The 26,300-nt window shown below is 53.7% G+C and carries 26 protein-coding genes, 5 tRNA genes and 2 other RNA genes; 11 read left to right on the top strand and 22 right to left on the bottom strand.

The genetic code is table 11. From position 1 onward, the window contains the following. Positions 1-24 precede the first annotated feature (24 nt). Entirely contained in the window at positions 25-1,308 is a 1,284-nt protein-coding gene (locus KXR87_RS03895; RefSeq protein WP_437430944.1) for a putative acyl-CoA thioester hydrolase, read from the top strand. Positions 1,309-1,362: 54 nt separating this feature from the next. Here KXR87_RS03895 and pgl read toward each other — a convergent pair whose 3' ends face one another. Next, on the bottom strand, positions 1,363-2,358 hold the full coding sequence (pgl, locus tag KXR87_RS03890) for a 6-phosphogluconolactonase (protein ID WP_437430943.1): 996 nt from the start codon (positions 2,356-2,358) through the stop codon (positions 1,363-1,365). Positions 2,359-2,507: 149 nt separating this feature from the next. Here pgl and KXR87_RS03885 point away from each other — a divergent pair, with 149 nt between their 5' ends. After that, positions 2,508-3,326, top strand: coding sequence for a pyridoxal phosphatase (locus KXR87_RS03885; RefSeq protein WP_437430942.1), 819 nt, complete (start codon positions 2,508-2,510; stop codon positions 3,324-3,326). On the opposite strand, the gene modC is transcribed toward KXR87_RS03885, so the two are convergent. The 4 genes from modC to KXR87_RS03865 all read right to left on the bottom strand — a co-directional run bounded on the left by modC (position 3,327) and on the right by KXR87_RS03865 (position 6,171). Then, the gene (modC, locus tag KXR87_RS03880) at positions 3,327-4,385 is read right to left on the bottom strand and encodes a molybdenum ABC transporter ATP-binding protein ModC (RefSeq protein ID WP_437430941.1); all 1,059 of its coding nucleotides are present in this window, start codon (positions 4,383-4,385) and stop codon (positions 3,327-3,329) included. 5 nt (positions 4,386-4,390) lie between these two features. Continuing rightward, complete coding sequence (gene modB, locus KXR87_RS03875) at positions 4,391-5,080, bottom strand: molybdate ABC transporter permease subunit (protein ID WP_437430940.1); 690 nt, start codon at positions 5,078-5,080, stop codon at positions 4,391-4,393. Beyond that, the gene (gene modA / locus KXR87_RS03870; protein WP_437430939.1) at positions 5,080-5,853 is read right to left on the bottom strand and encodes a molybdate ABC transporter substrate-binding protein; all 774 of its coding nucleotides are present in this window, start codon (positions 5,851-5,853) and stop codon (positions 5,080-5,082) included. The genes modB and modA overlap by 1 nt, the downstream gene beginning before the upstream one ends. A gap of 168 nt (positions 5,854-6,021) precedes the next feature. Next, on the bottom strand, positions 6,022-6,171 hold the full coding sequence (locus KXR87_RS03865; RefSeq protein ID WP_437430938.1) for an AcrZ family multidrug efflux pump-associated protein: 150 nt from the start codon (positions 6,169-6,171) through the stop codon (positions 6,022-6,024). Positions 6,172-6,417: 246 nt separating this feature from the next. Here KXR87_RS03865 and modE point away from each other — a divergent pair, with 246 nt between their 5' ends. The 7 genes from modE (at position 6,418) to gpmA (ending at position 14,173) form a co-directional block, all read left to right on the top strand. Then, the gene (gene modE, locus KXR87_RS03860; RefSeq protein ID WP_437430937.1) at positions 6,418-7,206 is read left to right on the top strand and encodes a molybdenum-dependent transcriptional regulator; all 789 of its coding nucleotides are present in this window, start codon (positions 6,418-6,420) and stop codon (positions 7,204-7,206) included. Positions 7,207-7,271: 65 nt separating this feature from the next. Continuing rightward, positions 7,272-8,735, top strand: coding sequence for a molybdate ABC transporter ATP-binding protein ModF (gene modF, locus KXR87_RS03855; RefSeq protein ID WP_437430936.1), 1,464 nt, complete (start codon positions 7,272-7,274; stop codon positions 8,733-8,735). Positions 8,736-8,956: 221 nt separating this feature from the next. Then, complete coding sequence (gene galE / locus KXR87_RS03850) at positions 8,957-9,973, top strand: UDP-glucose 4-epimerase GalE (RefSeq protein ID WP_437430935.1); 1,017 nt, start codon at positions 8,957-8,959, stop codon at positions 9,971-9,973. Between the two features lie 9 nt (positions 9,974-9,982). Then, positions 9,983-11,029 (top strand): galactose-1-phosphate uridylyltransferase, encoded by a 1,047-nt coding sequence (gene galT / locus KXR87_RS03845; protein ID WP_437430934.1) that lies wholly within the window; start codon positions 9,983-9,985, stop codon positions 11,027-11,029. Position 11,030: 1 nt separating this feature from the next. Continuing rightward, positions 11,031-12,179, top strand: coding sequence for a galactokinase (gene galK, locus KXR87_RS03840; RefSeq protein ID WP_437430933.1), 1,149 nt, complete (start codon positions 11,031-11,033; stop codon positions 12,177-12,179). Next, on the top strand, positions 12,173-13,213 hold the full coding sequence (gene galM / locus KXR87_RS03835; RefSeq protein ID WP_437430932.1) for a galactose-1-epimerase: 1,041 nt from the start codon (positions 12,173-12,175) through the stop codon (positions 13,211-13,213). The genes galK and galM overlap by 7 nt, the downstream gene beginning before the upstream one ends. Before the next feature lie 207 nt (positions 13,214-13,420). Beyond that, on the top strand, positions 13,421-14,173 hold the full coding sequence (gene gpmA, locus KXR87_RS03830) for a 2,3-diphosphoglycerate-dependent phosphoglycerate mutase (protein ID WP_437430931.1): 753 nt from the start codon (positions 13,421-13,423) through the stop codon (positions 14,171-14,173). 183 nt (positions 14,174-14,356) lie between these two features. On the opposite strand, the gene aroG is transcribed toward gpmA, so the two are convergent. Continuing rightward, positions 14,357-15,409 (bottom strand): 3-deoxy-7-phosphoheptulonate synthase AroG, encoded by a 1,053-nt coding sequence (gene aroG / locus KXR87_RS03825; protein WP_437430930.1) that lies wholly within the window; start codon positions 15,407-15,409, stop codon positions 14,357-14,359. 318 nt (positions 15,410-15,727) lie between these two features. Between aroG and KXR87_RS03820 the strand changes: the two genes are divergently transcribed. Together KXR87_RS03820 and zitB are read left to right on the top strand one after the other, a co-directional pair. Then, on the top strand, positions 15,728-16,099 hold the full coding sequence (locus KXR87_RS03820; RefSeq protein ID WP_437431030.1) for a protein YbgS: 372 nt from the start codon (positions 15,728-15,730) through the stop codon (positions 16,097-16,099). Positions 16,100-16,215: 116 nt separating this feature from the next. Further along, the gene (gene zitB, locus KXR87_RS03815; protein ID WP_437430929.1) at positions 16,216-17,154 is read left to right on the top strand and encodes a CDF family zinc transporter ZitB; all 939 of its coding nucleotides are present in this window, start codon (positions 16,216-16,218) and stop codon (positions 17,152-17,154) included. On the opposite strand, the gene pnuC is transcribed toward zitB, so the two are convergent. From pnuC to ybgC, 16 genes are all read right to left on the bottom strand, one after another. After that, positions 17,151-17,870 (bottom strand): nicotinamide riboside transporter PnuC, encoded by a 720-nt coding sequence (pnuC, locus tag KXR87_RS03810; RefSeq protein ID WP_437430928.1) that lies wholly within the window; start codon positions 17,868-17,870, stop codon positions 17,151-17,153. The genes zitB and pnuC overlap by 4 nt on opposite strands. Before the next feature lie 36 nt (positions 17,871-17,906). After that, on the bottom strand, positions 17,907-18,950 hold the full coding sequence (nadA, locus tag KXR87_RS03805) for a quinolinate synthase NadA (RefSeq protein ID WP_437430927.1): 1,044 nt from the start codon (positions 18,948-18,950) through the stop codon (positions 17,907-17,909). A 372-nt stretch (positions 18,951-19,322) separates the two neighbouring features. After that, a non-coding RNA gene (locus tag KXR87_RS03800) (RtT sRNA) lies at positions 19,323-19,450 on the bottom strand. A 28-nt stretch (positions 19,451-19,478) separates the two neighbouring features. Continuing rightward, positions 19,479-19,606, bottom strand: a non-coding RNA gene (locus KXR87_RS03795) — RtT sRNA. 29 nt (positions 19,607-19,635) lie between these two features. Next, positions 19,636-19,711: transfer RNA gene (locus KXR87_RS03790), tRNA-Lys, on the bottom strand. A gap of 32 nt (positions 19,712-19,743) precedes the next feature. Then, positions 19,744-19,819: transfer RNA gene (locus tag KXR87_RS03785), tRNA-Lys, on the bottom strand. Positions 19,820-19,963: 144 nt separating this feature from the next. Next, positions 19,964-20,039 (bottom strand) — tRNA-Lys (locus tag KXR87_RS03780). Between the two features lie 3 nt (positions 20,040-20,042). Then, positions 20,043-20,118: transfer RNA gene (locus tag KXR87_RS03775), tRNA-Val, on the bottom strand. A 127-nt stretch (positions 20,119-20,245) separates the two neighbouring features. After that, positions 20,246-20,321, bottom strand: a tRNA-Lys gene (locus KXR87_RS03770). 164 nt (positions 20,322-20,485) lie between these two features. After that, a complete protein-coding gene (cpoB, locus tag KXR87_RS03765) occupies positions 20,486-21,271 on the bottom strand; it encodes a cell division protein CpoB (protein WP_437430926.1) in 786 nt (261 codons plus the stop codon). A 9-nt stretch (positions 21,272-21,280) separates the two neighbouring features. Next, on the bottom strand, positions 21,281-21,796 hold the full coding sequence (gene pal / locus KXR87_RS03760; protein WP_437430925.1) for a peptidoglycan-associated lipoprotein Pal: 516 nt from the start codon (positions 21,794-21,796) through the stop codon (positions 21,281-21,283). A 34-nt stretch (positions 21,797-21,830) separates the two neighbouring features. Next, positions 21,831-23,123, bottom strand: a complete 1,293-nt coding sequence (gene tolB / locus KXR87_RS03755) for a Tol-Pal system beta propeller repeat protein TolB (protein WP_437431029.1) — start codon at positions 23,121-23,123, stop codon at positions 21,831-21,833. A 131-nt stretch (positions 23,124-23,254) separates the two neighbouring features. Next, positions 23,255-24,589, bottom strand: coding sequence for a cell envelope integrity protein TolA (gene tolA / locus KXR87_RS03750; protein WP_437430924.1), 1,335 nt, complete (start codon positions 24,587-24,589; stop codon positions 23,255-23,257). A 39-nt stretch (positions 24,590-24,628) separates the two neighbouring features. Continuing rightward, positions 24,629-25,057, bottom strand: coding sequence for a colicin uptake protein TolR (gene tolR, locus KXR87_RS03745; RefSeq protein ID WP_437430923.1), 429 nt, complete (start codon positions 25,055-25,057; stop codon positions 24,629-24,631). A 3-nt stretch (positions 25,058-25,060) separates the two neighbouring features. Further along, on the bottom strand, positions 25,061-25,753 hold the full coding sequence (gene tolQ / locus KXR87_RS03740; protein ID WP_437430922.1) for a Tol-Pal system protein TolQ: 693 nt from the start codon (positions 25,751-25,753) through the stop codon (positions 25,061-25,063). Continuing rightward, positions 25,750-26,154 carry a tol-pal system-associated acyl-CoA thioesterase gene (gene ybgC / locus KXR87_RS03735; RefSeq protein ID WP_437430921.1) on the bottom strand — a complete coding sequence of 135 codons (405 nt, stop codon included), beginning with the start codon at positions 26,152-26,154 and terminating at the stop codon, positions 25,750-25,752. Before ybgC ends, tolQ begins: the two co-directional genes overlap by 4 nt. Between the last annotated feature and the right edge of the window lie 146 nt (positions 26,155-26,300).

Here is a 26,300-nt window from a genome sequence, read left to right as displayed (position 1 = left end):
AAACTTGTACAGCTGGAGCACTCCTTGAACACATTCTCGGTTTCTCGTCTGACGCTGGCACTGGCTTTTGGCGTGACATTGACCGCCTGCAGCTCAACGCCACCGGATCAACTTCCTTCCACGCAAACGGCGCCGGGTACGGCTTCCCGTCCGGTCCTCTCTGCGGGCGAAGCGAAAAACTTTGTTGCGGCGAATTACTTTGCCTCTTTGACGCCCAACGCTGAAGCGTGGAAACCGTTCGCTATCCGCGTTCCGGCGCAGGCGAATTTCGTAGTAGGTCCGGCCGGAACGCCAGGCGTGACCCACACCACCATTCAGGCAGCCGTTGATGCGGCAATTAACAAGCACTCCAGCGATCGTCAGTTTATCGCCGTGATGCCGGGCGACTATGAAGGCACAGTCTTTGTCCCCGCAGCTTCCGGCAGCGTGACAATTTACGGCACCGGTGAGAAGCCGCTTGACGTAAAAATTGGTCTTGCTATCGATGCGGAAATGGATGCAAACACCTGGCGTAAGCTGGTGAACCCGTCAGGCAAATACATGCCGGGTAAACCGGCCTGGTACATGTTTGATAACTGCCAGAACAAACGTACGGCAACCATCGGCGTGATGTGCTCTGCAGTCTTCTGGTCACAGAACAATGGCCTGCAACTGCAGAACCTGACCATCCAGAATACCCTTGGGGACAGCGTTGACGCTGGTAACCATCAGGCCGTGGCCTTCCGTAGCGATGGTGACAAAGTTCAGTTGAATAACGTGAACATCCTGGGGCGTCAGAACACCTTCTTTGTGACCAACAGCGGCGTTGAAAATGCCCTGCGTACCGATCGTCAGACGCGTACTCAGGTTACCAACAGCTACATAGAAGGCGATGTTGATATCGTCGCGGGTCGTGGTGCGGTGGTATTCGACAATACCGATTTCCGGATAGTTAACTCCCGTACGCAGCAGGAAGGTTATGTCTTTGCCCCGGCAACGCTGTCCAACATCTACTATGGCTTCCTCGCCACCAACAGCCGCTTTACCGCGGCGGGCAACGGTGTCGCACAACTGGGTCGCTCGCTGGACGTTGATGGCAATACCAATGGCCAGGTGGTTATTCGTGATAGCGTCATCAACGAAGGCTTTAACGTCGCGAAGCCCTGGGGAAATGCGGCGATCTCCGGTCGCGCCTTTGCAGGCAATACGGGTGCCGTGGACGACAAAGGCAACGTTCAGCGTCAGTTGAATGACAGCCAGTTCAATCGTGCCTGGGAATTTAATAACCGTGGCGTAGGCAGCCAGGTCGTGGCAGAACCCAAAAAGTAACCGCCACGGATAACAAAAAACCTCGCCGCGGCGAGGTTTTTTTATGGCTCAGACTTAGTGAGCGTTCACCACCACCCACATTGGCCCCTGACCTACCGCATAGCGGGCTTTTTCAGTCAGTAGTCCCTGCGCACCTGCAATTTCATACAGTGCGATATGGTGTGATTTTTGTCCGGCGGCAATCAGGAATTTACCGCTATGGTCGACATTAAAACCGCGCGGTTGCGTCTCTGTCGATTGATGGCCTTCAACAGCCAGAATACTGCCATCTTCAGAGACACTGAACACGGTAATCACGCTGGCGGTACGGTCGCAGGCGTACAGGTGGCGACCGTCCGGGGTGATGTGGATATCTGCTGCCCAGCGCGTGCCGGTGAAATCAGCCGGCATCATGTCGAGCGTCTGCACGCATTCGATGTTGCCGTGCGCATTGCTGAGCTGCCATACGTCAACCGAGCTGTTCAGTTCGTTAACGCAATAGGCATAGCGCTGGTTGGGATGAAAGGCAATATGACGCGGGCCAGCGCCTTCCACCGTGGCGACTTCAGCAGGCTCTTGCGCCAACAGATTGCCCTCCTCCGTCAGGGTGAACAGGCAGATTCGATCCTGTTTCAGTGCCGGCACCCACAGCGTGTGGTTATCCGGGGAAATATTCGCGGAATGACACCCTTCCAGCCCTTCCACCACGTCCAGGGTCTCCGTCGGGATACCATCGTCCAGTTTGGTGACGCTCACACAGCCTGCGTTGTAGGAGCCGCTAAACAGGAAACGTCCGCTGCGATCGGTAGAAATATGCGTCGGGCTGCCTGGCAACGCCGCTTCGGCGGTAAAGGTCAGCGCACCATCATCAGGCGCAATGCGGTAGGCGATAACGCGGAATTCCGGGCGTACGCCCACATAAAGGTAGCGCTTGTCAGGGCTGATGACCATCGGCTGAACCTGGCCCGGCACATCCACCACCTGCACCAGCGTCAGGGTGCCTTCCTGATTTAAACGCCAGACATGGATTTGCTGACTTTCCGGACTGGCGGTATAAACGGTTTGCTTCATGAATACTCCTTTCCTCAATACTGCGTTAATTAACCAGGATAGCCTTTTTTCGTCGTTAATGCCGAATTTCGCCCTGAGATTTTGCCCGCAGGCCGACCCGGTGTACCATCCGGGAGAGCTAAAATTGATCATTGACCACGGAAAACGCCATGACCTCGCGAGTGATTGCACTGGATTTAGACGGTACCTTACTGACCCCCAAAAAAACGCTTCTCCCCGCTTCGCTGGAAGCGCTCGCCCGCGCTAAAGCCGCCGGGCACCAGTTAATTATTGTTACCGGACGGCATCACATCGCCATCCATCCTTTTTATCAGGCGCTGGCCCTCGATACACCTGCAATTTGCTGTAATGGCACTTATTTGTATGATTATCATGCAAAAAAAGTGTTAACTGCCGATCCGCTGCCTGTATCACAAGCCCTGCAGTTGATTGAGATGCTGGACACCCACGACGTTCACGGCCTGATGTATGTCGACAATGCCATGCTGTACGAAAAACCAACCGGCCATGTCATTCGTACCCATAACTGGGCGCAAACGCTGCCGCCTGAACAACGTCCGGTCTTTACTCAGGTCGATTCTCTGCGTGCGGCGGCAAGCGAAGTCGAGGCTATCTGGAAGTTTGCCCTGACGGATGAAGACACAGAGAAACTGAAACGTTTTGCGTGCAGCGTTGAACAGACGCTGGGGCTGGAATGCGAGTGGTCCTGGCATGACCAGGTGGATATTGCGCGCAGCGGTAACAGCAAAGGCAAGCGTCTGACCGAGTGGGTCACGTCGCAGGGTCTCTCCATGCAGGACGTGGTTGCTTTTGGTGATAACTATAACGACATCAGCATGCTGGAAGCGGCAGGTGTAGGGGTCGCGATGGGTAATGCCGATGACGCGGTGAAAGCCCGCGCCAATGTCGTGATTGGTGATAACACTACCGACAGCATCGCCAGCTTTATCTACAGCCACCTGCTGTGATCAGGCGGTAATCGATACGCTCTTGATTTGTGCGTAGAGCCACTGGCCGGGTTTGATATTAAGTTCATCCCTGGCCCAGGGGCTGATACGCGCCCACAATGAACGTCCGCCTACATCCAGTTGCACTTCTACCTGCCCGTCTACGTCAAAAATGGCCATCACTTTAGCCCGCAAAATGTTGCGAATACTGGTATGGGTCGGCGGCTGTAGCACCAGCGAGACATCGGTGGCCTGAATGCGAATGCGCACGTCAGACTGCAACGGGCGATCCAGTTTATTGACCCACAGAGGCTGGTCGCCCAGCGCCAGTGCCGTCATGGCGTAGTGTGGATGGTGCTCCAGTATGCTCGCTTTCAGCACGCTGCTTTGCTGATCCTGAGGCAGCCAGGGGTGCATAACCCGACTTCCCCAGACATCTTCCAGATTGCCGCAGGCTTTCACCTCACCCGCCTCCAGCACCATGACTTTGTCGGCCAGGTGAAGGATCTCATCCAGCGCGTGGCTGACGTAAAGCATCGGAATATTAATCTCTTTTGTCAGACGCTGCAGATAAGGAAGCAGCTCACGCTTACGCGGGATATCCAGCGAAGCCAGCGGCTCGTCCAGCAAGAGGAGTTCCGGGGCGGTCAGCAGCGCGCGGCCAATGGCAACGCGTTGTTTTTCACCGCCGGACAGCCCGCCGGGCAAGCGGTCCAGCAGAGCTTCAATACCCAGCAACGCCACCAGCTTGTCAAACTGCCCGGTCATGGATTTCGCCATGCCATAGCGGAGATTACCCAGTACCTTATAGTGAGGGAACAGACGCGCATCCTGGAAAACGTAACCGACGCGGCGCTTTTCCGGCGGCAGACAGATTTTCTTTTGTGCATCGTACAGCACACGATTGTTAAGAATAATGTGGCCGCTTTGGGGGCGCGTCAGGCCACTGATGGCATTGATGAGCGAGGTTTTACCCGCGCCTGATACCCCAAAAATTGCGGTGATACCGCTGGCAGGCAGCGATTCATTAAGGCGCAGTGTGTGTGTTCCCAGCGTCTGGGTGAAATTGAGCTCCAGCATCCCGGTTATCTCCCAATCCGTTTACGGCTCAAACGCGCCAGCCACTCTGAGAACAACAGCGAAACCAGCGCCAGCACGATTGAGATAATACACAGGCGGGCGGCAGCGCCTTCCCCTCCCGGCATCTGAATCAGGGTATACATCGCCGAAGGGATAGTGCGCGTTTCGCCAGGAATATTGGAGACAAAGGTGATAGTCGCACCGAATTCACCGAGCGAGCGGGCAAAGGCCAGCACGGTGCCCGCAATGATACCGGGCAGGGTTAACGGAAGCGTGATGGTCACAAAAACCCGCAGGCGGCCTGCCCCTAAGGTTCGGGCTGCCTGTTCAAGCCTGGTGTCTACTCCTTCAAGCGCCAGACGGATGGCACGCACCATGAGCGGGAAGGCCATCACCGCCGCCGCCAGCACCGCACCCCGCCAGCTAAAGGCCAGCGTAATGCCAAACCAGTCAAAGAGTTTTTCGCCGATAAATCCCCGCCTTCCCATAGCAATCAGCAGCAGATATCCCACCACAACCGGAGGGAGCACCAGGGGGAGATGAAGGAGGCTGTCGAGTAGCGCTTTGCCAGGAAAAGTGCAGCGCACCAGCAGCCAGGCGAAGAAGATCCCAAAAGGCAGACTAAAGAGAACCGCAAGGGATGAGACTTTAAGGCTCAGCAATACCGCCTGCCATTCGGGATCCGTTAATATCATCAGTGGGTCGTAAATCCGTAACGTTTGAAGATGGCGGACGCTTCGGGGCCTTTCAGGTAGTCATAAAAGGCGCTAACCGCCGCAGTGTTATGCCCCGCTGTCACGGCCATCGGGTACTCCACTTTTTTGTGACTCTCTTCGGGGAAGGTTCCGACGACTTTCACCCCTTTGCTGGCCACGGCGTCGGAGCCGTAGACGATGCCCAACGGCGCTTCGTTACGTTCAACCAGCGCCAGAGCGCCGCGTACATCTTCCGCCGGTGCCAGGGCCGGAGACAAGGCTTCCCACGCGCCCAGTTTCTGCAAGGCCGCTTTGGCATAGATGCCTGCCGGAACGTGTTCAGGGTCGCCTACCGCCAGACGCCCGCCTTTGAGCAAACTTTTCCAGTCAGTGTTGCTATCAATGGTGATATTGCTCTGTGCGCTGGCTTTTGGTGCCACCGCAACCAGGCTGTTGCCGAGCAGCGTGTCACGGGTCGCCGTATCGATGCTTTTCTTCTCTACCGCATAGTCCATCCACTTCTGATCGGCAGAAATAAAGAGATCGGCAGGGGCACCCGCTTCAATCTGACGCGCCAGCGTAGAAGAAGAGGCAAACGAAGAGACGACCTCGACGTGGTTCTCTTTTTTATACGCAGCGGCAATATCCTCCATCGCATTAGTCAGCGACGCTGCCGCAAAAACCGTGATTTTCCCTTCCTCAGCCACGGCGTGACCGGCGATGGAAAGCGATAATGTTGCCCCGGCAAAAAGGCGTAACCATGTACGTGCCATCTCTAACTCCTGTGCGTGTCGTTATATATTCCAGAATATAGCGATGATAACAGATATTACCGGGGGAGAGATCATACCTCTGAAGCATTACAGGAATTAATAAGATACCGGCAGGAGTGGACGTTACTTAAAAAGCAAAACGCCCGCAAAAGCGGGCGTTTACAGAAATCAGCGGTTTTTCGCGGGACGATCGCGGTGACCAATACCGGAGAACACGTTAAACACTTCACCCAGGCCATAAATCAAACCCAGGATGATTGCCATCACCACCGGGACCATGACTACGGCGAAAACCAGACTCTTTAACAACTCTAACATGGTCGACTCCATTCAGTGTGAATTGACTATTTTAACCTGCACTTTCAAAAAAACACTCCCCTTTTGTGCCATCGCCCTGCTTTGCAGGACGTTTTCAGGTAGCTGTGGCTTTCCGGTCCTCCGCTCCACCGGAGGGTATGTCGCGCCTAACGCATTAATCTTCAGGCAAATCACGTCAAACGTTGCGCATTAGGCTTATAGTGGCTTTTCCTTCACAATAGTGGTTTTAAGCCAGGACACGACGCTATGCAGGCTGAAATTCTTCTTACTCTTAAACTCCAGCAACGCCTCTTCGCCGATCCCCGACGTATTGCCCTGCTTAAACAGATAGCGCTGACCGGATCGATAAGCCAGGGGGCCAAAAATGCAGGTATCAGCTATAAAAGCGCCTGGGATGCTATCAATGAAATGAACCAGCTTAGCGAGCATACGCTGGTGGAACGCGCAACGGGCGGCAAAGGCGGCGGCGGCGCACTGGTCACCCGCTACGGGCAGCGGCTTATCCAACTTTATGACCTGCTTGGGCAAATCCAGCAAAAAGCCTTTGATGTACTGAGCGACGATGAAGCTTTGCCGCTGAACAGTTTGCTGGCGGCGATTTCCCGTTTTTCACTGCAAACCAGCGCCCGCAACCAGTGGTTTGGCACCATAACGGCGCTTGAATACAAGCAGGTACAACAGTATGTCGAGGTGCTGCTGGCAGATGGCGAAACCTCACTGAAAGTGGCAATCACAGCCCAGAGCGCGCAACGCCTGGATCTGGTGCGGGGGAAACAGGTGCTGGTATTACTGAAAGCGCCCTGGGTTGGCATTACGCTGGACGATACCCAGGCATCCTGCGCGGATAATAAACTTCGTGGATACATCAGCCATATTGAACGTGGCGAAACCCAGAGCGAAGTATTGATGACCCTCCCTGATGGCCAGCAGCTCTGCGCCACCCTTCCGCTGGCTGAAACGCAAGATCTGGCAGAAGGGGGGCAGGTCACCGCATATTTTAATGCCGATAAGGTTATTCTTGCCACGTTGTGCTGAGCCGATTGACAAGTTGTTGTTCAGGACGTATCCCTGTGGTATCGCTGCAAAAAATGGGATACATCATGTCATCATTGCAAATTGCGCAAGGCACGTTTCGTCTGAGTGACACCCGCACGCTCACCATAGAGAATTTAACCCTGAGCGCCGGGGAGAGTTGGGCGTTTGTCGGCGCAAACGGTAGCGGTAAATCCGCGCTCGCCAGAGCCCTCGCCGGGGAGCTGACGCTCCTCAACGGCGCACGCCAGTGCACATTTACCCGTATCACCCGCCTCTCTTTCGAGCAGTTACAGAAGCTGGTAAGCGAGGAGTGGCAACGTAACAACACCGATCTGCTGAGTCCTGGTGAAGAGGATACCGGTCGTACCACGGCGGACATCATTCAGGAAGAGGTCAGAGACCGTGCGCGCTGCCAGGCGCTGGCGGAACGTTTTGGTATTACCCACCTGCTCGCCCGCCGGTTTAAGTATCTCTCGACCGGTGAGACCCGAAAGACGCTGCTCTGTCAGGCCCTGATGTCGCAACCGGATCTGCTGATTCTTGATGAACCCTTCGACGGGCTCGACGTCCAGTCGCGCGAACAGCTGGCTGAATTACTCGCGGAGTTAAATACTGACGGCTATACCCTGGTGCTGGTGCTGAACCGGTTCGATGAGATCCCACGTTTTGTGCAGCGTGCAGGAGTGCTGGTCGACTGCACCCTGACGGCGACGGGGGAAAAGGCCACCCTGCTGGAGCAGGCGCTGATAGCCCAACTGGCGCACAGTGAAAAACTGTCGGGTATGCGTCTGCCGGAGCCTGATGCTCCGCCAGCCCGCGAGTTGCTCAACCAGGGCGAGCCGCTGATTGTTCTTAACGATGGCCTCGTCTCTTACAACGATCGGCCCATCATTCAGCATCTCAACTGGACGGTGAAAGCGGGAGAACACTGGCAGATCAGTGGCCCTAACGGCGCAGGAAAATCGACGCTGTTAAGTTTAGTGACCGGCGATCATCCTCAGGGGTACAGCAACGATTTGACCTTATTTGGGCGCCGTCGCGGCAGCGGAGAAACCATCTGGGACATCAAAAAGCACATAGGTTATGTCAGCAGTAGCTTGCATCTGGATTACCGCGTCAGCACCACCGTGCGCAACGTCATTCTTTCAGGGTATTTCGATTCGATTGGGCTTTACCAGGCGGTATCAGATAAACAGCGTAAGCTCGCACAGCAGTGGCTGGATATTCTGGGCTTCACTGCCCAAACGGCTGATGCCCCTTTCCATAGTCTCTCCTGGGGGCAGCAGCGGCTTGCGCTTATCGTCCGCGCGCTGGTGAAGCACCCGACCTTACTGATTCTGGATGAACCTTTACAGGGATTGGATCCGCTAAACCGCCAGTTGATCAGACGTTTTATTGACGTGCTTATCGGGGAAGGTGAAACGCAGCTGCTGTTTGTTTCTCATCATGCTGATGATGCCCCTGACTGTATCACGCACCGCTTACAATTTGTGTCCGATGGCGAGGGCTGGCGCTATCAGTTTGATTAAGTTTCATGGGCGGGAGCTGTCGCTCCTGCTCTCTTGTCGATTCATTTTCGGATTTTATGCATCATTCGTTATTCATTCTTTTGATTTATAATCTCTTTTTCCGCTCTATCCCTGCATTGAAATCTTAGTGTAAGCGATTCCACAAACTTATCGCATATCACAGTTTTGACATCTCTGTTATGCTACTGTTAGTTCATAACATACGCCTAATGGAGTGAAAAATGAAAGTTCTTGTCACCGGTGGTAGCGGTTACATAGGAAGCCATACCTGCGTACAATTGCTGCAAAATGGCCATGACGTCATCATTCTCGACAACCTCTGTAACAGTAAGCGTAGCGTGGTGCCGGTGCTGGAGCGCCTCGGCGGAAAATCCGCGCTTTTCGTTGAAGGGGATATTCGCGACGAAGCGCTGATGGCGGAAATCCTGCATGACCATGCTATTGAGGCTGTCATCCATTTTGCTGGCTTAAAAGCCGTCGGTGAATCGGTCGCTAAACCGCTGGAGTATTACGATAACAACGTGAACGGTACTCTGCGGCTGGTGAATGCCATGCGCGCGGCTAACGTCAAGAACTTCATTTTCAGCTCTTCCGCCACCGTCTACGGCGATCAGCCCAACATCCCCTATGTCGAAAGTTTCCCGACCGGCACCCCACAAAGCCCGTACGGCAAAAGCAAACTGATGGTGGAACAGATTCTGGCGGATCTGCAAAAAGCCCAACCAGAGTGGAGCATTGCCCTGCTGCGTTACTTCAACCCGGTTGGCGCACATCCGTCAGGGGATATGGGGGAAGACCCGCAAGGTATTCCCAATAACCTGATGCCCTACATCGCACAGGTTGCTGTCGGTCGTCGCGATTCGCTGGCCATTTTCGGCAATGATTACCCGACGCCTGATGGCACCGGCGTCAGGGATTACATCCACGTCATGGATCTGGCCGATGGCCACGTTGCCGCCATGGAGAAACTGGCCGGTAAATCAGGTGTACACACCTATAACCTCGGTGCGGGCGTAGGCAGTAGCGTACTGGATGTGGTTAACGCCTTCAGCAAAGCCTGCGGCAAGCCCGTCAGCTACCACTTTGCACCCCGTCGCGATGGCGATCTCCCGGCGTACTGGGCGGATGCCAGCAAAGCAGACACTGAACTCAACTGGCGCGTTACCCGCACGCTTGATGAGATGGCACAAGATACCTGGCGCTGGCAGTCTCGCCACCCGCAAGGCTACGAAGATTAAGGAAGGATCATGACGCAATTCAATCCGGTCGATCATCCGCATCGCCGTTACAACCCCCTGACCGGGCAATGGATCCTGGTCTCCCCGCACCGTGCCAAACGCCCGTGGCAAGGCGCGCAGGAGACGCCGTCGAAAGAAACGCTGCCGAAACATGATCCGGACTGTTTCCTCTGCCCGGGTAATACCCGTGTCACAGGAGACAAAAACCCCGATTATCCGAGCACCTATGTCTTCACCAACGATTTTGCAGCCCTGATGACCGACACGCCGGATGCGCCAGAAAGTGACGACCCGCTGATGCGCAGTCAGGGCGCTCGCGGCACCAGCCGCGTCATCTGCTTCTCGCCGGATCACAGCAAGACGCTGCCAGAACTGAGCCTGAGCGCGCTGGAAGATGTGGTGAAAACCTGGCAGGAACAGACGCTGGAGCTGGGTCAACGCTATCCGTGGATTCAGGTGTTTGAGAATAAAGGCGCGGCCATGGGTTGCTCTAACCCACACCCGCATGGGCAAATCTGGGCCAACAGCTTCCTGCCTAATGAAGCCGAACGCGAAGACCGACTGCAGAGAGAATACTTCAGTCAGTACGGTTCACCTATGCTTGTGGATTATGCCGCTCGTGAAAGCAAAGACGGCAGCCGCACGGTTGTGGAGACCGAACACTGGCTGGCGGTTGTGCCTTACTGGGCCGCGTGGCCGTTTGAGACATTGCTGCTGCCAAAAGCCCATATCCTGCGGATGACGGATCTCACCGATGCCCAGCGCAGCGATCTGGCGCTGGCACTGAAGCGCCTCACCAGCCGTTACGATAATCTGTTCCAGTGCTCGTTCCCTTACTCTATGGGATGGCATGGCGCGCCCTTTATTGAACAGGACAATACCCACTGGCAGCTGCATGCGCACTTCTATCCGCCGCTGCTGCGTTCTGCCACCGTGCGTAAATTTATGGTCGGATATGAAATGCTCGCGGAAACGCAACGCGATCTGACTGCCGAACAAGCTGCCGAACGCCTGCGCGCGGTCAGTGACATCCATTTTCGCGAATCAGGAGTTTAAAATGAGTCTGAAAGAAAAAACGCTTGCTCTGTTTGCTGAAAAATTTGGCTACCCTGCCACTCATACCATCCAGGCACCGGGGCGCGTGAACCTGATTGGTGAACATACCGATTATAACGACGGTTTCGTGCTCCCCTGTGCCATTGATTACCAGACGGTAATCAGCTGTACCCCACGTCCTGACAATATTGTGCGCGTTATAGCCGCAGATTATGACAATCAGCAGGATGAGTTTTCCCTTGATGACCCTATCGTGACGCATCAGAGCCAACAGTGGTCTAACTATGTGCGTGGCGTGGTAAAACACCTGCAACAGCGCAACAACACCTTCCACGGCGCGGATCTGGTGATCAGCGGCAACGTTCCACAGGGTGCGGGGCTAAGCTCCTCGGCTTCGCTGGAAGTGGCGGTGGGGACGGTCTTCCAGCAGCTGTATCATCTGCCGCTGGATGGCGCCCAGATAGCGCTTAATGGCCAGGAGGCGGAGAATCAGTTTGTCGGCTGTAACTGCGGCATCATGGATCAGCTCATCTCTGCGCTTGGCAAGAAAGACCATGCTCTGCTTATCGACTGCCGCTCCCTGGGAACCAAAGCGGTTTCCATGCCGGAAGGGGTGGCTATCGTCATCATTAACAGCAACTTTAAGCGTACGCTGGTGGGAAGTGAGTACAACACCCGCCGCGAACAGTGCGAAACCGGTGCGCGTTTCTTCCAGCAAAAAGCGCTGCGTGACGTCGATATCGCTCAGTTTAATGCCGTGGCGCATGAGCTTGATCCGGTGGTGGCAAAACGCGTTCGCCATGTGTTGACCGAAAACGCCCGCACCGTTGAAGCGGCTTCCGCCCTGGAAAAAGGGGATTTGAAACGCATGGGTGAACTGATGGCGGAATCCCACGCCTCTATGCGTGACGACTTCGAAATTACCGTCCCACAAATTGATACACTGGTTGAGATTGTAAAAGGGGTGATTGGCGATCACGGCGGCGTGCGTATGACCGGCGGTGGTTTCGGTGGTTGCATCGTATCACTGGTGCCCGAATCAATGGTGGATACCGTTAAACAAGCGGTAGAAGCACAATACGAAGCGAAAACCGGGATCAAAGAGACCTTTTATGTCTGTAAACCATCACAGGGAGCAGGACAGTGCTAAATGAAACCACCGGGGCCGCACCTGACGGCCTGCCTTTTCGAGTGATTACCCTGCGCAACAGCGCAGGGATGGTTGTAAGCGTTATGGACTGGGGGGCCACCCTGCTCTCCGCCCGGGTACCGATGAAAGACGGGACCGTTCGTGAAGCGCTGTTAGGCTGTGCCACGCCTGAACACTACATTGAGCAGACCGCCTTTCTGGGTGCCTCAGTGGGGCGCTATGCCAACCGTATAGCGAACAGCTCGTTTACTCTGGACGGTAAAACCTACCCACTCACCCCAAGCCAGGGGAAAAACCAGCTGCACGGCGGCCCGGAAGGCTTCGACAAGCGTCGCTGGAAAATTGAGCGTCAGAACGACAGCGAAGCCCTGCTCTCTATTACCTCTCCCGATGGGGACCAGGGTTTTCCAGGTAACGTTCTCGCCAGCGTGCTCTACCGGCTGGATGACGATAACCGCCTTGCGATTGAATACCAGGCGACTACCGACAAGCCCTGCCCTGTCAATCTTACTAACCATGCTTATTTCAATCTTGATGGCGAGCAGAGCGATGTGCGTAACCATACCCTGCAACTGCTGGCCGATACCTATCTTCCGGTTGATGAGATGGGGATCCCGGTTGGTAGTCTGAAAAAAGTAGCCTTAACCAGCTTCGATTTTCGCCAGCCGAAACCTATCGCCCTGGAATTCCTCAGCGATGACGATCAGCGGGCCGTGAAGGGCTATGATCATGCGTTCTTACTGCAGACCCAGGGCGACGTCACAAAGCCAGCCGCCCAGCTATGGTCAACAGATAAGCAGCTGCAGATGACCGTCTTCACTACTGCACCCGCCTTACAGTTTTACTCCGGTAACTATCTGGAAGGCGCCCCGGCGCGGGGTAACAACGTCTACAGCGCGTGGCAGGGCCTGGCGCTGGAAAGTGAATTTTTACCTGATAGCCCCAACCGCCCGGACTTCCCGCAGCCTGACTGCGTGCTTAAGCCCGGCGACAGGTACGTCAGCCAGACGGTGTATCAGTTCATTCCAGCCTGATGTAAAACCCTCCCTGCGGAGGGTTTTTTTTGCCCGAAACGCTGAAAAATCGGTCAGTTATCGACAAAATGGTAACCCCTGATTCACATGCACCTTACACTGCGCGACTATTTTCGCTATGGTTAAGGGTAATCGTTGCTGCGGCGCATCGCCGGGCAATATAATGAGAATTGTTATCATTCAATCAGGCTTATGAGGAGTAAGTATATGGCTGTAACTAAGCTGGTTCTGGTTCGTCACGGCGAAAGTCAGTGGAACAACGAAAACCGCTTTACCGGTTGGTATGACGTTGATCTGTCAGAAAAAGGCGTGGGCGAAGCCAAAGCGGCAGGTAAATTGTTGAAAGACGAAGGCTTCAGCTTCGATTTCGCTTATACCTCTGTGCTGAAACGTGCCATCCACACCCTGTGGAATGTACTGGACGAACTGGATCAGGCCTGGCTGCCGGTTGAGAAATCCTGGAAGCTGAACGAACGCCACTACGGTGCGCTGCAGGGTCTGAACAAAGCGGAAACTGCTGAGAAGTATGGTGACGAGCAGGTTAAGCAATGGCGTCGCGGCTTTGCGGTAACCCCGCCGGAGCTGACTAAAGATGATGAGCGTTACCCGGGCCATGATCCGCGTTACGCAAAACTCACCGATAAAGAGCTGCCGCAGACAGAAAGTCTGGCGTTGACCATCGAACGCGTTGTGCCTTACTGGGAAGAAACCATTCTGCCACGCCTGAAAAGCGGCGAGCGCGTGATCATCGCGGCCCACGGTAACTCCCTGCGTGCGCTGGTGAAATACCTGGATAACATGGGTGAAGATGAAATTCTCGAACTGAACATCCCGACTGGCGTCCCGCTGGTCTATGAGTTCGATGAAAACTTCAAGCCAGTTAAGCATTACTACCTGGGTAACGCCGACGAAATCGCTGCAAAAGCAGCAGCCGTCGCCAACCAGGGTAAAGCGAAGTAATTTTTCGTTTTGCATGAAAAAGCGTGGAGAAATCCACGCTTTTTTTCTTTGTGGGTCCAATACACAAACTCATTTGAGGCTGTGTCGAGGCGGCAAAGGAAGAAATCCCCAGTAACATATAACTATGTAACTGGGGCTTCTGAGTCCGGCCAACAAAGAGACAGACCAAAGGATGAAGTGTATTTATTTGCGGCGGGCTTTTACTGCCTCTGCCAGCTGACGCAACAGGATTTCCGTGTCTTCCCAGCCGATACAGGCGTCGGTCACACTCTTGCCATAGACCAGCGGTTCACTGCTTTCCAGACTCTGATTACCTTCTACCAGATGACTTTCAATCATCACGCCCATAATGGCGTTTTCGCCACTGGCAATCTGGCCACAGACATCCGTACCCACGTCCATCTGCTTTTTAAACTGCTTGCTGGAGTTTGCATGGCTGAAGTCAATCATGACCTGGGCTTTAAGACCGGCTTTTTCCAGACCCTGCTTCACTTCTGCCACGTGCGAGGCGCTGTAATTAGGCGTTTTCCCGCCGCGCAGGATGATATGGCAGTCGCCATTACCCGCCGTGTTAACAATAGCTGAATGGCCCCATTTCGTCACCGACAGGAAGCAGTGCGGCGCGCTGGCAGCATTAATGGCGTCGATGGCTACTTTGATGGTGCCATCAGTACCGTTTTTAAAACCAACCGGGCATGAGAGGCCGGAGGCCAGTTCACGGTGGACCTGCGATTCAGTGGTGCGGGCACCAATGGCCCCCCAGCTCATCAAATCAGCAAGATACTGTGGGGTTATCATATCGAGAAACTCACCCGCTGCCGGCAGACCGCTGTCATTTATCTCAAGCAGCAACTTACGTGCAATGCGCAGTCCATCGTTGATCCGAAAGCTGTTATCCATATGCGGATCGTTGATAAGCCCTTTCCAGCCCACGGTGGTACGCGGCTTTTCAAAATAGACGCGCATTACCACTTCCAGCTCATCTTTAAGCGATTCGCGTAGCGTCAGCAGCCGTGCGGCATACTCTTTCGCCGCTGCGGGATCGTGAATGGAGCAAGGACCAATGACCACCAGCAGACGATCGTCGCTGCCGCGCAAAATGCTGTGGATAGCAGCGCGGGCATGGGAAACCGTATTGGCTGCATTTTCAGTGGCGGGGAATTTCTCAAGGAGTGCGACCGGGGGTAATAACTCGTTGATCTCTTTTATGCGTAAATCATCGTTCTGATAAGTCATGTTCGTTCCAGCTTTGCCAACTATTTTTAATGAATGCAATCTATCCAATCTAACTTGTCGGTCAAGGAGTGTAAACGCGATTTTACACTACGGGCAGAAAATTCCTGGAATTACGCTAAAAACCGCCAGAAAGTAGCGAACAGTGATTCCAGGGCTACACTTTTTAAGTGTAAATACTTTGTTTTTATTTTATTGCGATATTCCATGCTGCAATTTATTGCATGTAAGGAATTTTTAACCACTGAGCGTGATAACTCGTTCGCGCACGTTAAACCGATCAGCCGATCGGCAAATGACGACCAGAACAGGAGCATCATGATGAAAATGAATAAATTAGCGGCACTTTTACTGACGACTACCCTGACCATGGCAAGTGGCGCGGCATTAGCAGCGGACTCCACTTCACAAACGAATAACGGCCAGGCTAACGCCGCGGCAAATGCAGGCCAGGTTGCACCAGATGCAAAAGAAAATCTTGCGCCGAACAACTCGGGCACTCAAAGCGGTACCATGCTGCATTCCAACAATGATGGTAAACACGGGATGAGCGATAACAGCATGACCAAAGATGAAATTCATAAAAATTCCCAGTGTAAAGACGGTAAATGTCCGGACATCAATGAAAAAGTCCAGACCGGTGAGGGTATTAACAACGATACCAACACTAAAACCGACGGTACGACTCAGTAACACTGATTCGGGAATGAAAAAGGAGAGCTTCGGCTCTCCTTAATTTTTTCTGTGGGATGGGAAAAGATCTGCAATGATGTAAGTCGCTGATATCGTTTTGACACAGGACGCTTAACATGGCGCATTCTCATTCACACTCATCCCTTCCTGAAGATGCCAACGCCAGACGTCTACTGTTGGCTTTTAGCGTTACGGCGCTGTTTATGCTGGTGGAAGTGGTCGGCGGGTTTATTTCAGGCTCGCTGGCTCTGCTGGCCGATGCGGGCCACATGCTTACCGATGCCGCGGCCCTCTTTTTCGCCCTGCTGGCGGTTCATTTTGCCAGACGACCTCCCAGCGCCACCCGCACGTTTGGCTGGCTGCGACTGACCACACTAGCTGCTTTCGTTAACGCCATTGCCCTGGTGGTGATTACGGTTTTTATCATCTGGGAAGCTTTTGTTCGCTTCAGACACCCGCAACCGGTGGCCGGTGCGACCATGATGGCTATCGCGGTGGCCGGGCTTCTGACAAACCTGCTGGCATTCTGGCTGCTGCATCGCGGCAACGAAGAGAAGAATCTCAATGTGCGCGCGGCGGCTTTGCATGTGCTGGGCGATTTACTGGGATCGGTCGGGGCGATTATCGCCGCGCTCATTATCATGTATACCGGCTGGACGGCTGCCGACCCGATCCTCTCGGTACTGGTCTCGCTACTGGTACTGCGTAGCGCATGGTCACTGTTACGCGAGAGTGTCAATGAACTGCTGGAGGGGGCGCCGGTGTCAATGGATGTGGAGGCGCTTAAACGCCATGTCCGGCGTGCTATTCCGGCGGTACGCGATGTTCATCATGTGCATGTCTGGCTGGTGGGCGAGAAAAGGCTTATGACGCTGCATGTGCATGTTATCCCGCCCCACGACCATGATGGTCTTCTCCGCCAGATTGCGCATTTCCTGGCCCATCATTACCAAATTGAACACGCCACTATTCAGATGGAGTATCACCCCTGCAGCGTGCCAGACTGCCACCTCAGCGAGATGCAGTCTGAGCACGCCCATTTACATCATCATTAACGGGAAAACGCTCTGGAGCCACGCTCACGGGCGCTCTTCATCCACATACGGCTGCCGTTTAACGCGATAAAGGTCAGCAGCATGTATTCCAGCGACATGGCCCAGACGCCTTGCAGTGCGAAGATAACAACGCTGATGACATTGATGATGACCCAAAGTAGCCAGTTTTCAACATACTTACGGGTCATCAGGATCATGGCAGCAATCGACAGCACCATCATGCAGGAATCCCAGAACGGGAAGGCATCGGGTTGCAGTTCCGGCATGGCGACATTAAGCCCGAGCGTCTGCATCAGGCTCACCGCAATGCGGGTCAGTACCGCAAAGACAGGATCAATAAAGGCCGTCATCAGCCCGATGGCACAGACACAGGCTACCAGCCAGCCAATGGCCTTCGGCAACGGCAGCCAACGAATCTGCAACGCGGCTTCGTTCGATGTCGTTTGTCGGGACCATGCATACCAGCCATAAATGTTTGCCGCAAAAAAGAAGAGCTGTAATAGCAGGCTGGCATAGAGCTGGATCTGGAAAAAGATGATGGCGAACAGCGTGACGTTGATTAAGCCAAACGCATAATTACTGATTTTCTCCAGGCTGGCGAGCCAGATACACAGTAGCCCCGCCAGCGTTCCTACCGCCTCTATCCATGAAAGATCGTAGCCTCCGGCCCCGATCGGAATATGTACCAGAATGTTCTGCGTGCTAAAAAAATCCATCTTTTCCCCAGAGCGTATTCCTACGCGTTATAAATGTTACGGACGTAGTGTAGCCGCAAAATCTAACATACGGTTAAGCGGCAGTAACGCCCCTTCACGCAGTGCCGCATCCACATGAATCTCATGAGCTGTTCCACCATTTTCAAGGCCATCAGCAATCGCTTTAAGGCCATTCATCGCCATCCACGGGCAGTGGGCACAGCTGCGGCAGGTAGCGCCCTCTCCGGCTGTTGGCGCTTCCAGTAGCTCTTTTTCTGGCACCGCCTGCTGCATTTTATAAAAAATCCCACGATCAGTGGCAACGATAAGCTGTTTGTGCGGAAGGGTCTTTGCAGCATTAATTAACTGGCTGGTTGAGCCTACGGCATCGGCGAGCCTGACCACGGCGAGGGGGGATTCAGGATGCACTAACACCGCCGCGTCAGGATAGAGGGCCTTCATCCGACCCAGCGCCTGCGTTTTAAACTCATCGTGGACAATGCAGGCCCCCTGCCAGCACAGCACATCGGCACCGGTCTGCTTTTGCACGTAGCTACCGAGATGGCGGTCCGGGGCCCAGATGATTTTCTCCCCCAGACTGTCCAGATGTTCTATCAGTTCCACGGCAATGCTGGAGGTGACAACCCAGTCGGCGCGTGCTTTTACCGCAGCGGAGGTATTGGCGTACACCACCACGGTTCTGTCTGGATGGGCATCGCAAAAAGCGCTGAAAGCCTCAATGGGGCAGCCAAGATCGAGTGAACACTCTGCATGGAGGGTTGGCATAAGAATGGTTTTCTCCGGGCTGAGTATTTTCGCCGTCTCACCCATGAAACGCACCCCGGCTACCAGCAGCGTCGAGGCGGCGTGCTTCGCGCCAAAGCGCGCCATCTCCAGGGAATCAGAGATGCAACCACCTGTCTCCTCAGCGAGCTGCTGGATCTCTGGATCGGTATAGTAATGCGCGACCATTACCGCATCGCGCTCTTTTAGTAAGCGCTTGATTTTGTCGCGGTAAAACTGTTTCTCATCCCGACTGAGAGGCATGGGTTTAGGCGGGAAAGGATAAATGGCTGCTTCCGGATCAAACATTACGCTCATTCTGCTCACTCGTTTTGCTGACTTAACAAAAATGCCTGTCTTTGAAGGATGGGGAGAAAAGAAAGGCTAATGTGTTTTATATACTAAACACGATAGCGGATCGGGCGGCAAAAGTCACAGGAATTGATTAGCTGCGCCAGGTACAGGCATAGGTAACGAGGTTATACCCAGAAGAGAGGGTGGATAATAAAGCGCCGTGAGCGGCTCGGTTGTCTCACTGCGCTACTTGTCTCATCCTGAGACTCGCCCTTCGGGCAACGCTTCGCGTTGTGCAAAATTGTTCCCGACAATTTTGTCGAGCCGAACCTGCTGCAGGTTCGAATCTTATATATCGCAGATAGCAAAAAAGCGCCGCCAGCGCCATTTTTACCCTGGTGGGTCGTGCAGGATGACTCGGCTTCGCCTCGCCCTTCGGGCCGTCGCCGCGAGCGGCTCCGTTGTCTCACTGCGTGAGACCCGAACCTGCTGCAGGTTCGAATCTTATATATCGCAGATAGCAAAAAAGCGCCGCCAGCGCCATTTTTACATTGGTGGGTCGTGCAGAATGACTCAGCTTCGCCTCGCCCTTCGGGCCGTCGCCGCGAGCGGCTCCGTTGTCGCACTGCGTGAGACCCGAACCTGCTGCAGGTTCGAATCTTATATATCGCAGATAGCAAAAAAGCGCCTTTAGGGCGCTTTTTTACATTGGTGGGTCGTGCAGGATTCGAACCTGCGACCAATTGATTAAAAGTCAACTGCTCTACCAACTGAGCTAACGACCCCTTGCGGGATTTACTGCTTAAATCATTCAGGATGGTGGGTCGTGCAGGATTCGAACCTGCGACCAATTGATTAAAAGTCAACTGCTCTACCAACTGAGCTAACGACCCATTCGGGTGTCGCCTGAAGATTTTTACTCGGAACCACATACAGTGGTGGGTCGTGCAGGATGACTCGGCTTCGCCTCGCCCTACGGGCCGTTGCTGTCGCAACGTTATCCTTCACGTTTTGCTATCGCGTTCCACCAGAACTATTGGTGGGTCGTGCAGGATTCGAACCTGCGACCAATTGATTAAAAGTCAACTGCTCTACCAACTGAGCTAACGACCCGAGTGGTGGGTGATGACGGGATCGAACCGCCGACCCCCTCCTTGTAAGGGAGGTGCTCTCCCAGCTGAGCTAATCACCCGATACTGCGCTGGATACTACTTTAAGTGGTGGGTCGTGCAGGATGACTCGGCTTCGCCTCGCCCTACGGGCCGTTGCTGTCGCAACCTTATCCTTCACGTTTTACTATCGCGTTCCACCAGAACGATTGGTGGGTCGTGCAGGATTCGAACCTGCGACCAATTGATTAAAAGTCAACTGCTCTACCAACTGAGCTAACGACCCACTTCTGCGCTGCTTTTGAGATGTTTGATATCCCTTGGCAACGGCGGCATATATTACTGATTTAAGAATTCAGCGCAACAAAAATTTCGAGGAAGATCACTTAACTGCTTACGATTCACGCGACAAGACCAGAAATAACGCGATTTCTGGTCAAGCGCTATTCGCTACATCGAACCAAGACGTTTTTGCGCTTGTTTTGCGCCGTCAGTGCCAGGATATTTCGCGACCACTTGCTGATAAACAGCTTTCGCTTTTGCTGTATCACCTTTGTCCTGCATGATGACGCCGACTTTAAACATGGCATCAGGCGCTTTTGGTGACTTCGGATAGTTTTTCACTACCGACGCAAAATAGTATGCCGCATCGTCCTTTTTACCCTTGTTGTAATTCAACTGACCGAGCCAGTAATTGGCATTCGGGATATAGGTCGAATCCGGGTAATTTTTGACGAAATTCTGGAATGCAGTCATCGCTTCATCCTGGCGAGACTTATCCTGCACCAGGGCGATTGCCGCATTGTAATCCGTGTTGGCGTCACCGCTCTGCACAGGGGCCGCAGTGGATGCAGAGGCATCAGGTGCCGCTGCCGCACTTTGGTCGCCAGAGGCTTGCGGGTTCTGCCCTGCAGCCGCACCTGCACCACTGCCCAGACTTTCAATCTGCGTCAGAATCTGCTTCTGCCGCTCATTAATCTGGTTCAACTGATACTGACTTTCCTGAATCTGACCGCGCAGGGTATCAATATCGGATTGGTTGTCAGAGAGTTGCTGCTGAAGTTGCGTTAATAGTTGACTGTGAGCATTAGAAATACGCTCGAGTTGAGTGACCCGATCTTCTACCGAGCCAGAGCCGACACTACTGATTGGCGCCTGAGCAAAAGCGGCCCAGGGGGCCGCTATGCCAACCAGTAACGACAGACTCATTAGATGATGTCTGAAGTTACTGCTCATGCAATTCTCTTAGTAAACCAGTACGGCACGACGGTTTTTGGAGTAAGCCGCTTCGTCATGACCCAGTACTGCAGGTTTTTCTTTACCGTAAGAAACGATGGAGATCTGGTCAGCGGTAACGCCTTTACCCTGCAGGTACATTTTAACGGCGTTAGCACGACGTTCGCCCAGGGAGATGTTGTATTCCGGCGTACCACGTTCGTCCGCGTGACCTTCTACGGTGACTTTGTAGGACGGGTTGCTACGCAGGAAGTTAGCATGAGCATCCAGCATCGCAGCGAAATCAGAACGAATGTCAAATTTGTCCAGATCGAAGTAAACGATGTTGTTCTGCTGCAGCTGCTGCATCTGCAGACGCGCCTGCTCTTCAGAAGACATATTGCCGTTGCCGTTCATACCGGTGCCAGCACCCATCATGCCTTCGCCGCTCTGGTCGTTGCTCACGTTCTTTTTAGAAGAACATGCGGCGATTGCCATTACGGACAGAGCGATACCCAGCCCTTTCAGCACTTTGTTCAGTTGCATTTCTTTGATCCTTTAGTAATCAATTATTTATTATTTACAGGTACGGCGACCAGGCAGGTGATTTTACCTGTCCATCAGACGCCGGAATACGCGCTTTGAACCGCCCATCTGTAGAAACCAGATTCAGCACGGATCCCATCCCCTGAGAAGAGCTGTAGATTACCATCGTGCCGTTAGGTGCCAGACTTGGCGATTCATCCAGGAACGTTGACGACAAAACTTGTACGCCACCCGCTGCCAGATCTTGTTTGGCAATGTGTTGCTGACCGCCTTCGGAGCTCACCATTACCATAAATTTACCATCAGCACTGACGTCAGCATCCTGGTTCTGCGAACCCTGCCAGGTGATACGTTGTGCTGCACCGCCATTCACATTGACTTTATAGACCTGTGGACGGCCTGCCTGGTCGGAAGTAAACGCCAGATTCTGGCTATCCGGGAACCAGGTCGGTTCAGTGTTATTGCTGCGACCGTCGGTAACCTGACGGATTTGACCGGAACCCAGATCCATCACATAGATGTTCAGGCTACCGGTTTTAGACAGTGCAAAGGCGATCTTGCTGCCGTCAGGCGAGAACGCAGGCGCACCGTTATGACGCGGGAAAGAAGCCACCTGACGCGTTGCAGTGGTTGCCAGATTTTGAATCACCAGCGCAGAACGACCACTTTCAAACGTCACATAAGCCAGCTGCGAACCGTCCGGAGACCAGGCAGGAGACATCAGCGGCTGAGACGAACGGTGAATCACCGAGGTGTTGTGACCATCGTAATCGGATACGCGCAACTCATACGGGAACTGGCCGCCGTTAGCCTGTACCACATAAGCGATACGGGTACGGAACGCGCCTTTAATGCCGGTCAGCTTCTGGAACACTTCGTCACTGGCGGTGTGCGCCGCGTAGCGCAGCCACTGTTTAGTGACTTTGAAAGAGTTCTGTGAAAGGACAGTACCTGGCGCTCCGCCGGTATCAACGAGCTGGTAGGCCACGTTGAAGCTGCCGTCCGGGTTAGGTGTTACCTGGCCGACGACGACTGCATCAATGCCCAGCGCAGACCATGCCGCAGGCTGAACTTCCTGTGCGGTTGCCGGTGACTGGGGCAGGCGAGATTTGTCCAGCGGATTGAATTTTCCACTCATGCGCAAATCGAAGGAAACGACATCACTGATGTCCTCAGGTGCAGCACCCGGCCCTGCCCACTGGAAAGGTACAACACCGATTGGGCGTGCCGAGTCGACCCCTTGGGTGATCTCGATACGTACTTCTGCATGCAGCACCGCTGCCCACAGCATTAAAAAACCAAACGCTACACGTAATGCCTGCTTCATCATATCTCCCTTATCCGGGCGGAAAACCCGCGATAATTTAGCAGAATGTTAACAAACTCAAAGACACAAAATGACTTAGTTCATGGTCATAACATAGCCACTTTTTCTACATTTTCATGAGAAATCTATGGTTATGGCTTAAAGTCCAGTGGTGCATTTTTAAACACTTCATAAACCGCCTGTGTAGGGGGTTTAGGAATTTTAGCCTGTCGTGCCGCCGCAAGCGCTGCCTGACAGAGAGCTGGATCACCCCCTTCGGACTGAATGTCTCTAAGTGTCCCATCCGGATCGAGCTTAATGCGTAATGTACAAGTCTTGCCATTATAAGAAGGGTCGTTATAGAACCTGCTTTCAATCGCCGACTTAATCTGGCCCGCATAGTTACTGATATCAGCTCCTGACGCACCATTGTTTTTAGTATTACCTGCACCTGCTGCTGCCGCACTATTCCCCTTCGCTCCTCCGCCCGCTTTCGGTGCATTCTTACCGGAACTCAGGTCGCCAAACAGATCATCCACGCCTGACGCAGCCGCCGCTTTCTCTGCAGCCGCTTTCTTCGCAGCAGCAGCTTTGTCAGCAGCCGCTTTTTTGTCAGCAGCCGCTTTTTTGTCAGCGGCGGCCTTCTCAGCAGCGGCTTTTTTATCGGCAGCGGCTTTTTCAGCGGCGGCAGCTTTTTTCTCAGCAGCCGCTTTTTCAGCGGCCGCAGCTTTCTCGGCAGCGGCTTTTTCAGCAGCAGCAGCCTTCTCAGCGGCGGCTTTCTCTGCTGCAGCCGCTTTTTTCGCAGCCTCAGCAGCGGCTTTCTTCTCAGCATCCTGCTGGGCTTTTTTCGCCGCGTCTGCTTCCGCTTTCTTCTGAGCGTCTGCTGCAGCTTTAGCAGCTTCAGCTTCGGCTTTTTTCTGCGCATCCGCCGCCGCTTTAGCTGCATCGGCTTCGGCTTTCTTCGCGGCGTCTGCTGCTGCTTTCTTAGCAGCATCCGCAGCGGCTTTTGCCTGAGCATCCGCTTTCGCTTTTGCATCAGCGGCCGCTTTTGCAGCGGCCTCTTCAGCCTGCTTCTGCGCTTCCTGAGCCTTTTTCGCCGCTTCTTCCGCTTTCTTCTGCTGCTCAGCCTGCTGACGTGCCGCTTCCTGCGACTGCAAACGCTCCTGCTCAAGCTGCTTTAAGCGCTCCTGCTCGGCAGCCTGCTTTTCACGTAACTCTTCAGCCTGCTGTTGCGCCTGTTTCTCACGCTGCTCTTCAGCACGTTTCGCACTGGACTGCTGCTGTTGCTGGCGGTTGTAATTCTGCACCACGGCGCCGGGATCAACCATCACCGCATCGATGGATGAACCGCCACCACCGCCGGCAGAAGCGTCAATATTTTCATCGAACGAACTCCAAATCAGCAGAGCTACAAGCACTACGTGCAGCACGGCTGAGATGATGATCGCGCGTTTAAGTTTGTCGTTTTGTTCGGTTGCCTTTGACACTCTCGGTTCCCAAAAACTGCCCGCCTGTTATGCCGGGGATCAAATAGGCTGCGTCATCAAGCCAACCGACTTCACACCCGCGCTATGTAACAGGTTTAGCGCTTTAATGATTTCATCGTAAGGCACTTCTTTCGCGCCACCGATCAGGAAAACGGTTTTCGGATTGGCTTGCAAACGGCGCTGCGCCTCTGCAATAACCTGTTCAGGCGGTAGCTGATCCAGACGATCTTTTTCCACTACCACGCTGTACTGGCCGACACCCGAAACCTCAATAATGACCGGTGGATCGTCGTTGGTGCTGACGCTTTTCGAATCTGTCGCGTCTGGCAGATCAACTTCAACACTCTGCGTAATGATGGGAGCGGTTGCCATAAAGATCAGCAGCAACACTAACAACACATCCAGCAGAGGCACAATGTTGATTTCGGACTTGAGGTCACGACTGCCGCGTCCACGCTTTCTGGCCATGGTTTACCCCTTGTTGCTCTCGGTGCTGGTAAACGCCTGACGATGCAGAATAGCCGTGAACTCTTCCATAAAGTTGTCGTAGTTCATTTCCAGTTTGTTCACGCGCTGGTTCAGGCGGTTGTATGCCATTACCGCTGGAATCGCCGCAAACAGACCGATAGCGGTCGCGATCAACGCTTCAGCAATACCCGGCGCAACCATTTGTAAGGTGGCCTGTTTCACCGCGCCAAGCGCGATGAAGGCATGCATAATCCCCCATACGGTACCAAAGAGACCGATGTAAGGGCTGATAGAACCCACAGTGCCGAGAAAAGGAATATGCGTTTCCAGATTTTCAAGCTCACGGTTCATGGAAATACGCATCGCCCTCGCCGCCCCTTCAACAATGGCTTCAGGCGCATGGCTGTTAGCACGGTGCAGGCGCGCAAATTCTTTGAATCCGCTGTAAAACATCTGTTCCGAGCCGGTCAGATTTTCGCGACGCCCCTGGCTTTCCTGATACAGACGTGAGAGTTCAATACCGGACCAGAACTTGTCTTCAAAGGCCTCCGCTTCACGGGCAGCAGCATTAAGAATACGCGTTCGCTGGATGATGATGGCCCAGGATGCGATTGAAAAACCAATCAAAATCAACATGATAAGTTTGACCAGAAGGCTAGCCTTCAGGAACAAATCAAGGATGTTCATGTCAGTCACTGCTTAAACTCCGCGACAATAGACTTGGGAAGCGCACGAGGCTTCATTAAGAGTGGATCAACGCAAACAATAAGAACCTCGGCTTCATTAAGCACCGTGTTCTCTGCGTTGACGATCCGCTGCGTGAAGACCAGGGAGGTACCACGCATTGATGTTATTTCCGTTTGGACATCGAGCATATCGTCGAGTCTGGCGGGTGCAAAGTACTCCAGCGTCATTTTACGTACCACGAATGCGACCCGTTCGGCCAGCAGGACTTGCTGGCTAAAGTGATGATGGCGCAGCATCTCAGTGCGTGCTCGTTCATAAAAAGCAACATAGCTGGCGTGGTAAACCACACCACCGGCATCAGTGTCTTCGTAATAGACCCGAACCGGCCATCGAAACAGCGTTGTATTCACTTTACATCCCGGTAATGCAAAAAAAGTTAGAGCTTTTAAACTTCGCTACTATACGCGCGGGGAAGGTGGTTTGGAATGGGTTGAAGTAAACGGAGAGTAAAAATATATGGGCTTTTGCAAGCCCATGTCGTAAACGGAGATTTCTT

This window comes from Yokenella regensburgei, from assembly GCF_051486985.1.
GTDB lineage: Bacteria > Pseudomonadota > Gammaproteobacteria > Enterobacterales > Enterobacteriaceae > CBFFRJ01.
Note: the sequence above shows the minus strand (reverse complement) of the source record. Positions and strands in the feature narration are given on the sequence as shown.

Coding starts and splice junctions, on each gene's coding strand:
- galK (WP_437430933.1), top strand. CDS start 11,031: ATGAGTCTGAAAGAAAAAACGCTTGCTCTGTTTGCTGAAAAATTTGGC.
- aroG (WP_437430930.1), bottom strand. CDS start 15,409: ATGACTTATCAGAACGATGATTTACGCATAAAAGAGATCAACGAGTTA.
- tolR (WP_437430923.1), bottom strand. CDS start 25,057: ATGGCCAGAAAGCGTGGACGCGGCAGTCGTGACCTCAAGTCCGAAATC.
- KXR87_RS03885 (WP_437430942.1), top strand. CDS start 2,508: ATGACCTCGCGAGTGATTGCACTGGATTTAGACGGTACCTTACTGACC.
- pgl (WP_437430943.1), bottom strand. CDS start 2,358: ATGAAGCAAACCGTTTATACCGCCAGTCCGGAAAGTCAGCAAATCCAT.
- KXR87_RS03865 (WP_437430938.1), bottom strand. CDS start 6,171: ATGTTAGAGTTGTTAAAGAGTCTGGTTTTCGCCGTAGTCATGGTCCCG.
- cpoB (WP_437430926.1), bottom strand. CDS start 21,271: ATGAGCAGTAACTTCAGACATCATCTAATGAGTCTGTCGTTACTGGTT.
- galT (WP_437430934.1), top strand. CDS start 9,983: ATGACGCAATTCAATCCGGTCGATCATCCGCATCGCCGTTACAACCCC.
- modB (WP_437430940.1), bottom strand. CDS start 5,080: ATGATATTAACGGATCCCGAATGGCAGGCGGTATTGCTGAGCCTTAAA.
- tolB (WP_437431029.1), bottom strand. CDS start 23,123: ATGAAGCAGGCATTACGTGTAGCGTTTGGTTTTTTAATGCTGTGGGCA.
- pnuC (WP_437430928.1), bottom strand. CDS start 17,870: ATGGATTTTTTTAGCACGCAGAACATTCTGGTACATATTCCGATCGGG.
- KXR87_RS03820 (WP_437431030.1), top strand. CDS start 15,728: ATGAAAATGAATAAATTAGCGGCACTTTTACTGACGACTACCCTGACC.
- pal (WP_437430925.1), bottom strand. CDS start 21,796: ATGCAACTGAACAAAGTGCTGAAAGGGCTGGGTATCGCTCTGTCCGTA.
- galE (WP_437430935.1), top strand. CDS start 8,957: ATGAAAGTTCTTGTCACCGGTGGTAGCGGTTACATAGGAAGCCATACC.
- modC (WP_437430941.1), bottom strand. CDS start 4,385: ATGCTGGAGCTCAATTTCACCCAGACGCTGGGAACACACACACTGCGC.
- modF (WP_437430936.1), top strand. CDS start 7,272: ATGTCATCATTGCAAATTGCGCAAGGCACGTTTCGTCTGAGTGACACC.
- gpmA (WP_437430931.1), top strand. CDS start 13,421: ATGGCTGTAACTAAGCTGGTTCTGGTTCGTCACGGCGAAAGTCAGTGG.
- modA (WP_437430939.1), bottom strand. CDS start 5,853: ATGGCACGTACATGGTTACGCCTTTTTGCCGGGGCAACATTATCGCTT.
- nadA (WP_437430927.1), bottom strand. CDS start 18,950: ATGAGCGTAATGTTTGATCCGGAAGCAGCCATTTATCCTTTCCCGCCT.
- modE (WP_437430937.1), top strand. CDS start 6,418: ATGCAGGCTGAAATTCTTCTTACTCTTAAACTCCAGCAACGCCTCTTC.
- zitB (WP_437430929.1), top strand. CDS start 16,216: ATGGCGCATTCTCATTCACACTCATCCCTTCCTGAAGATGCCAACGCC.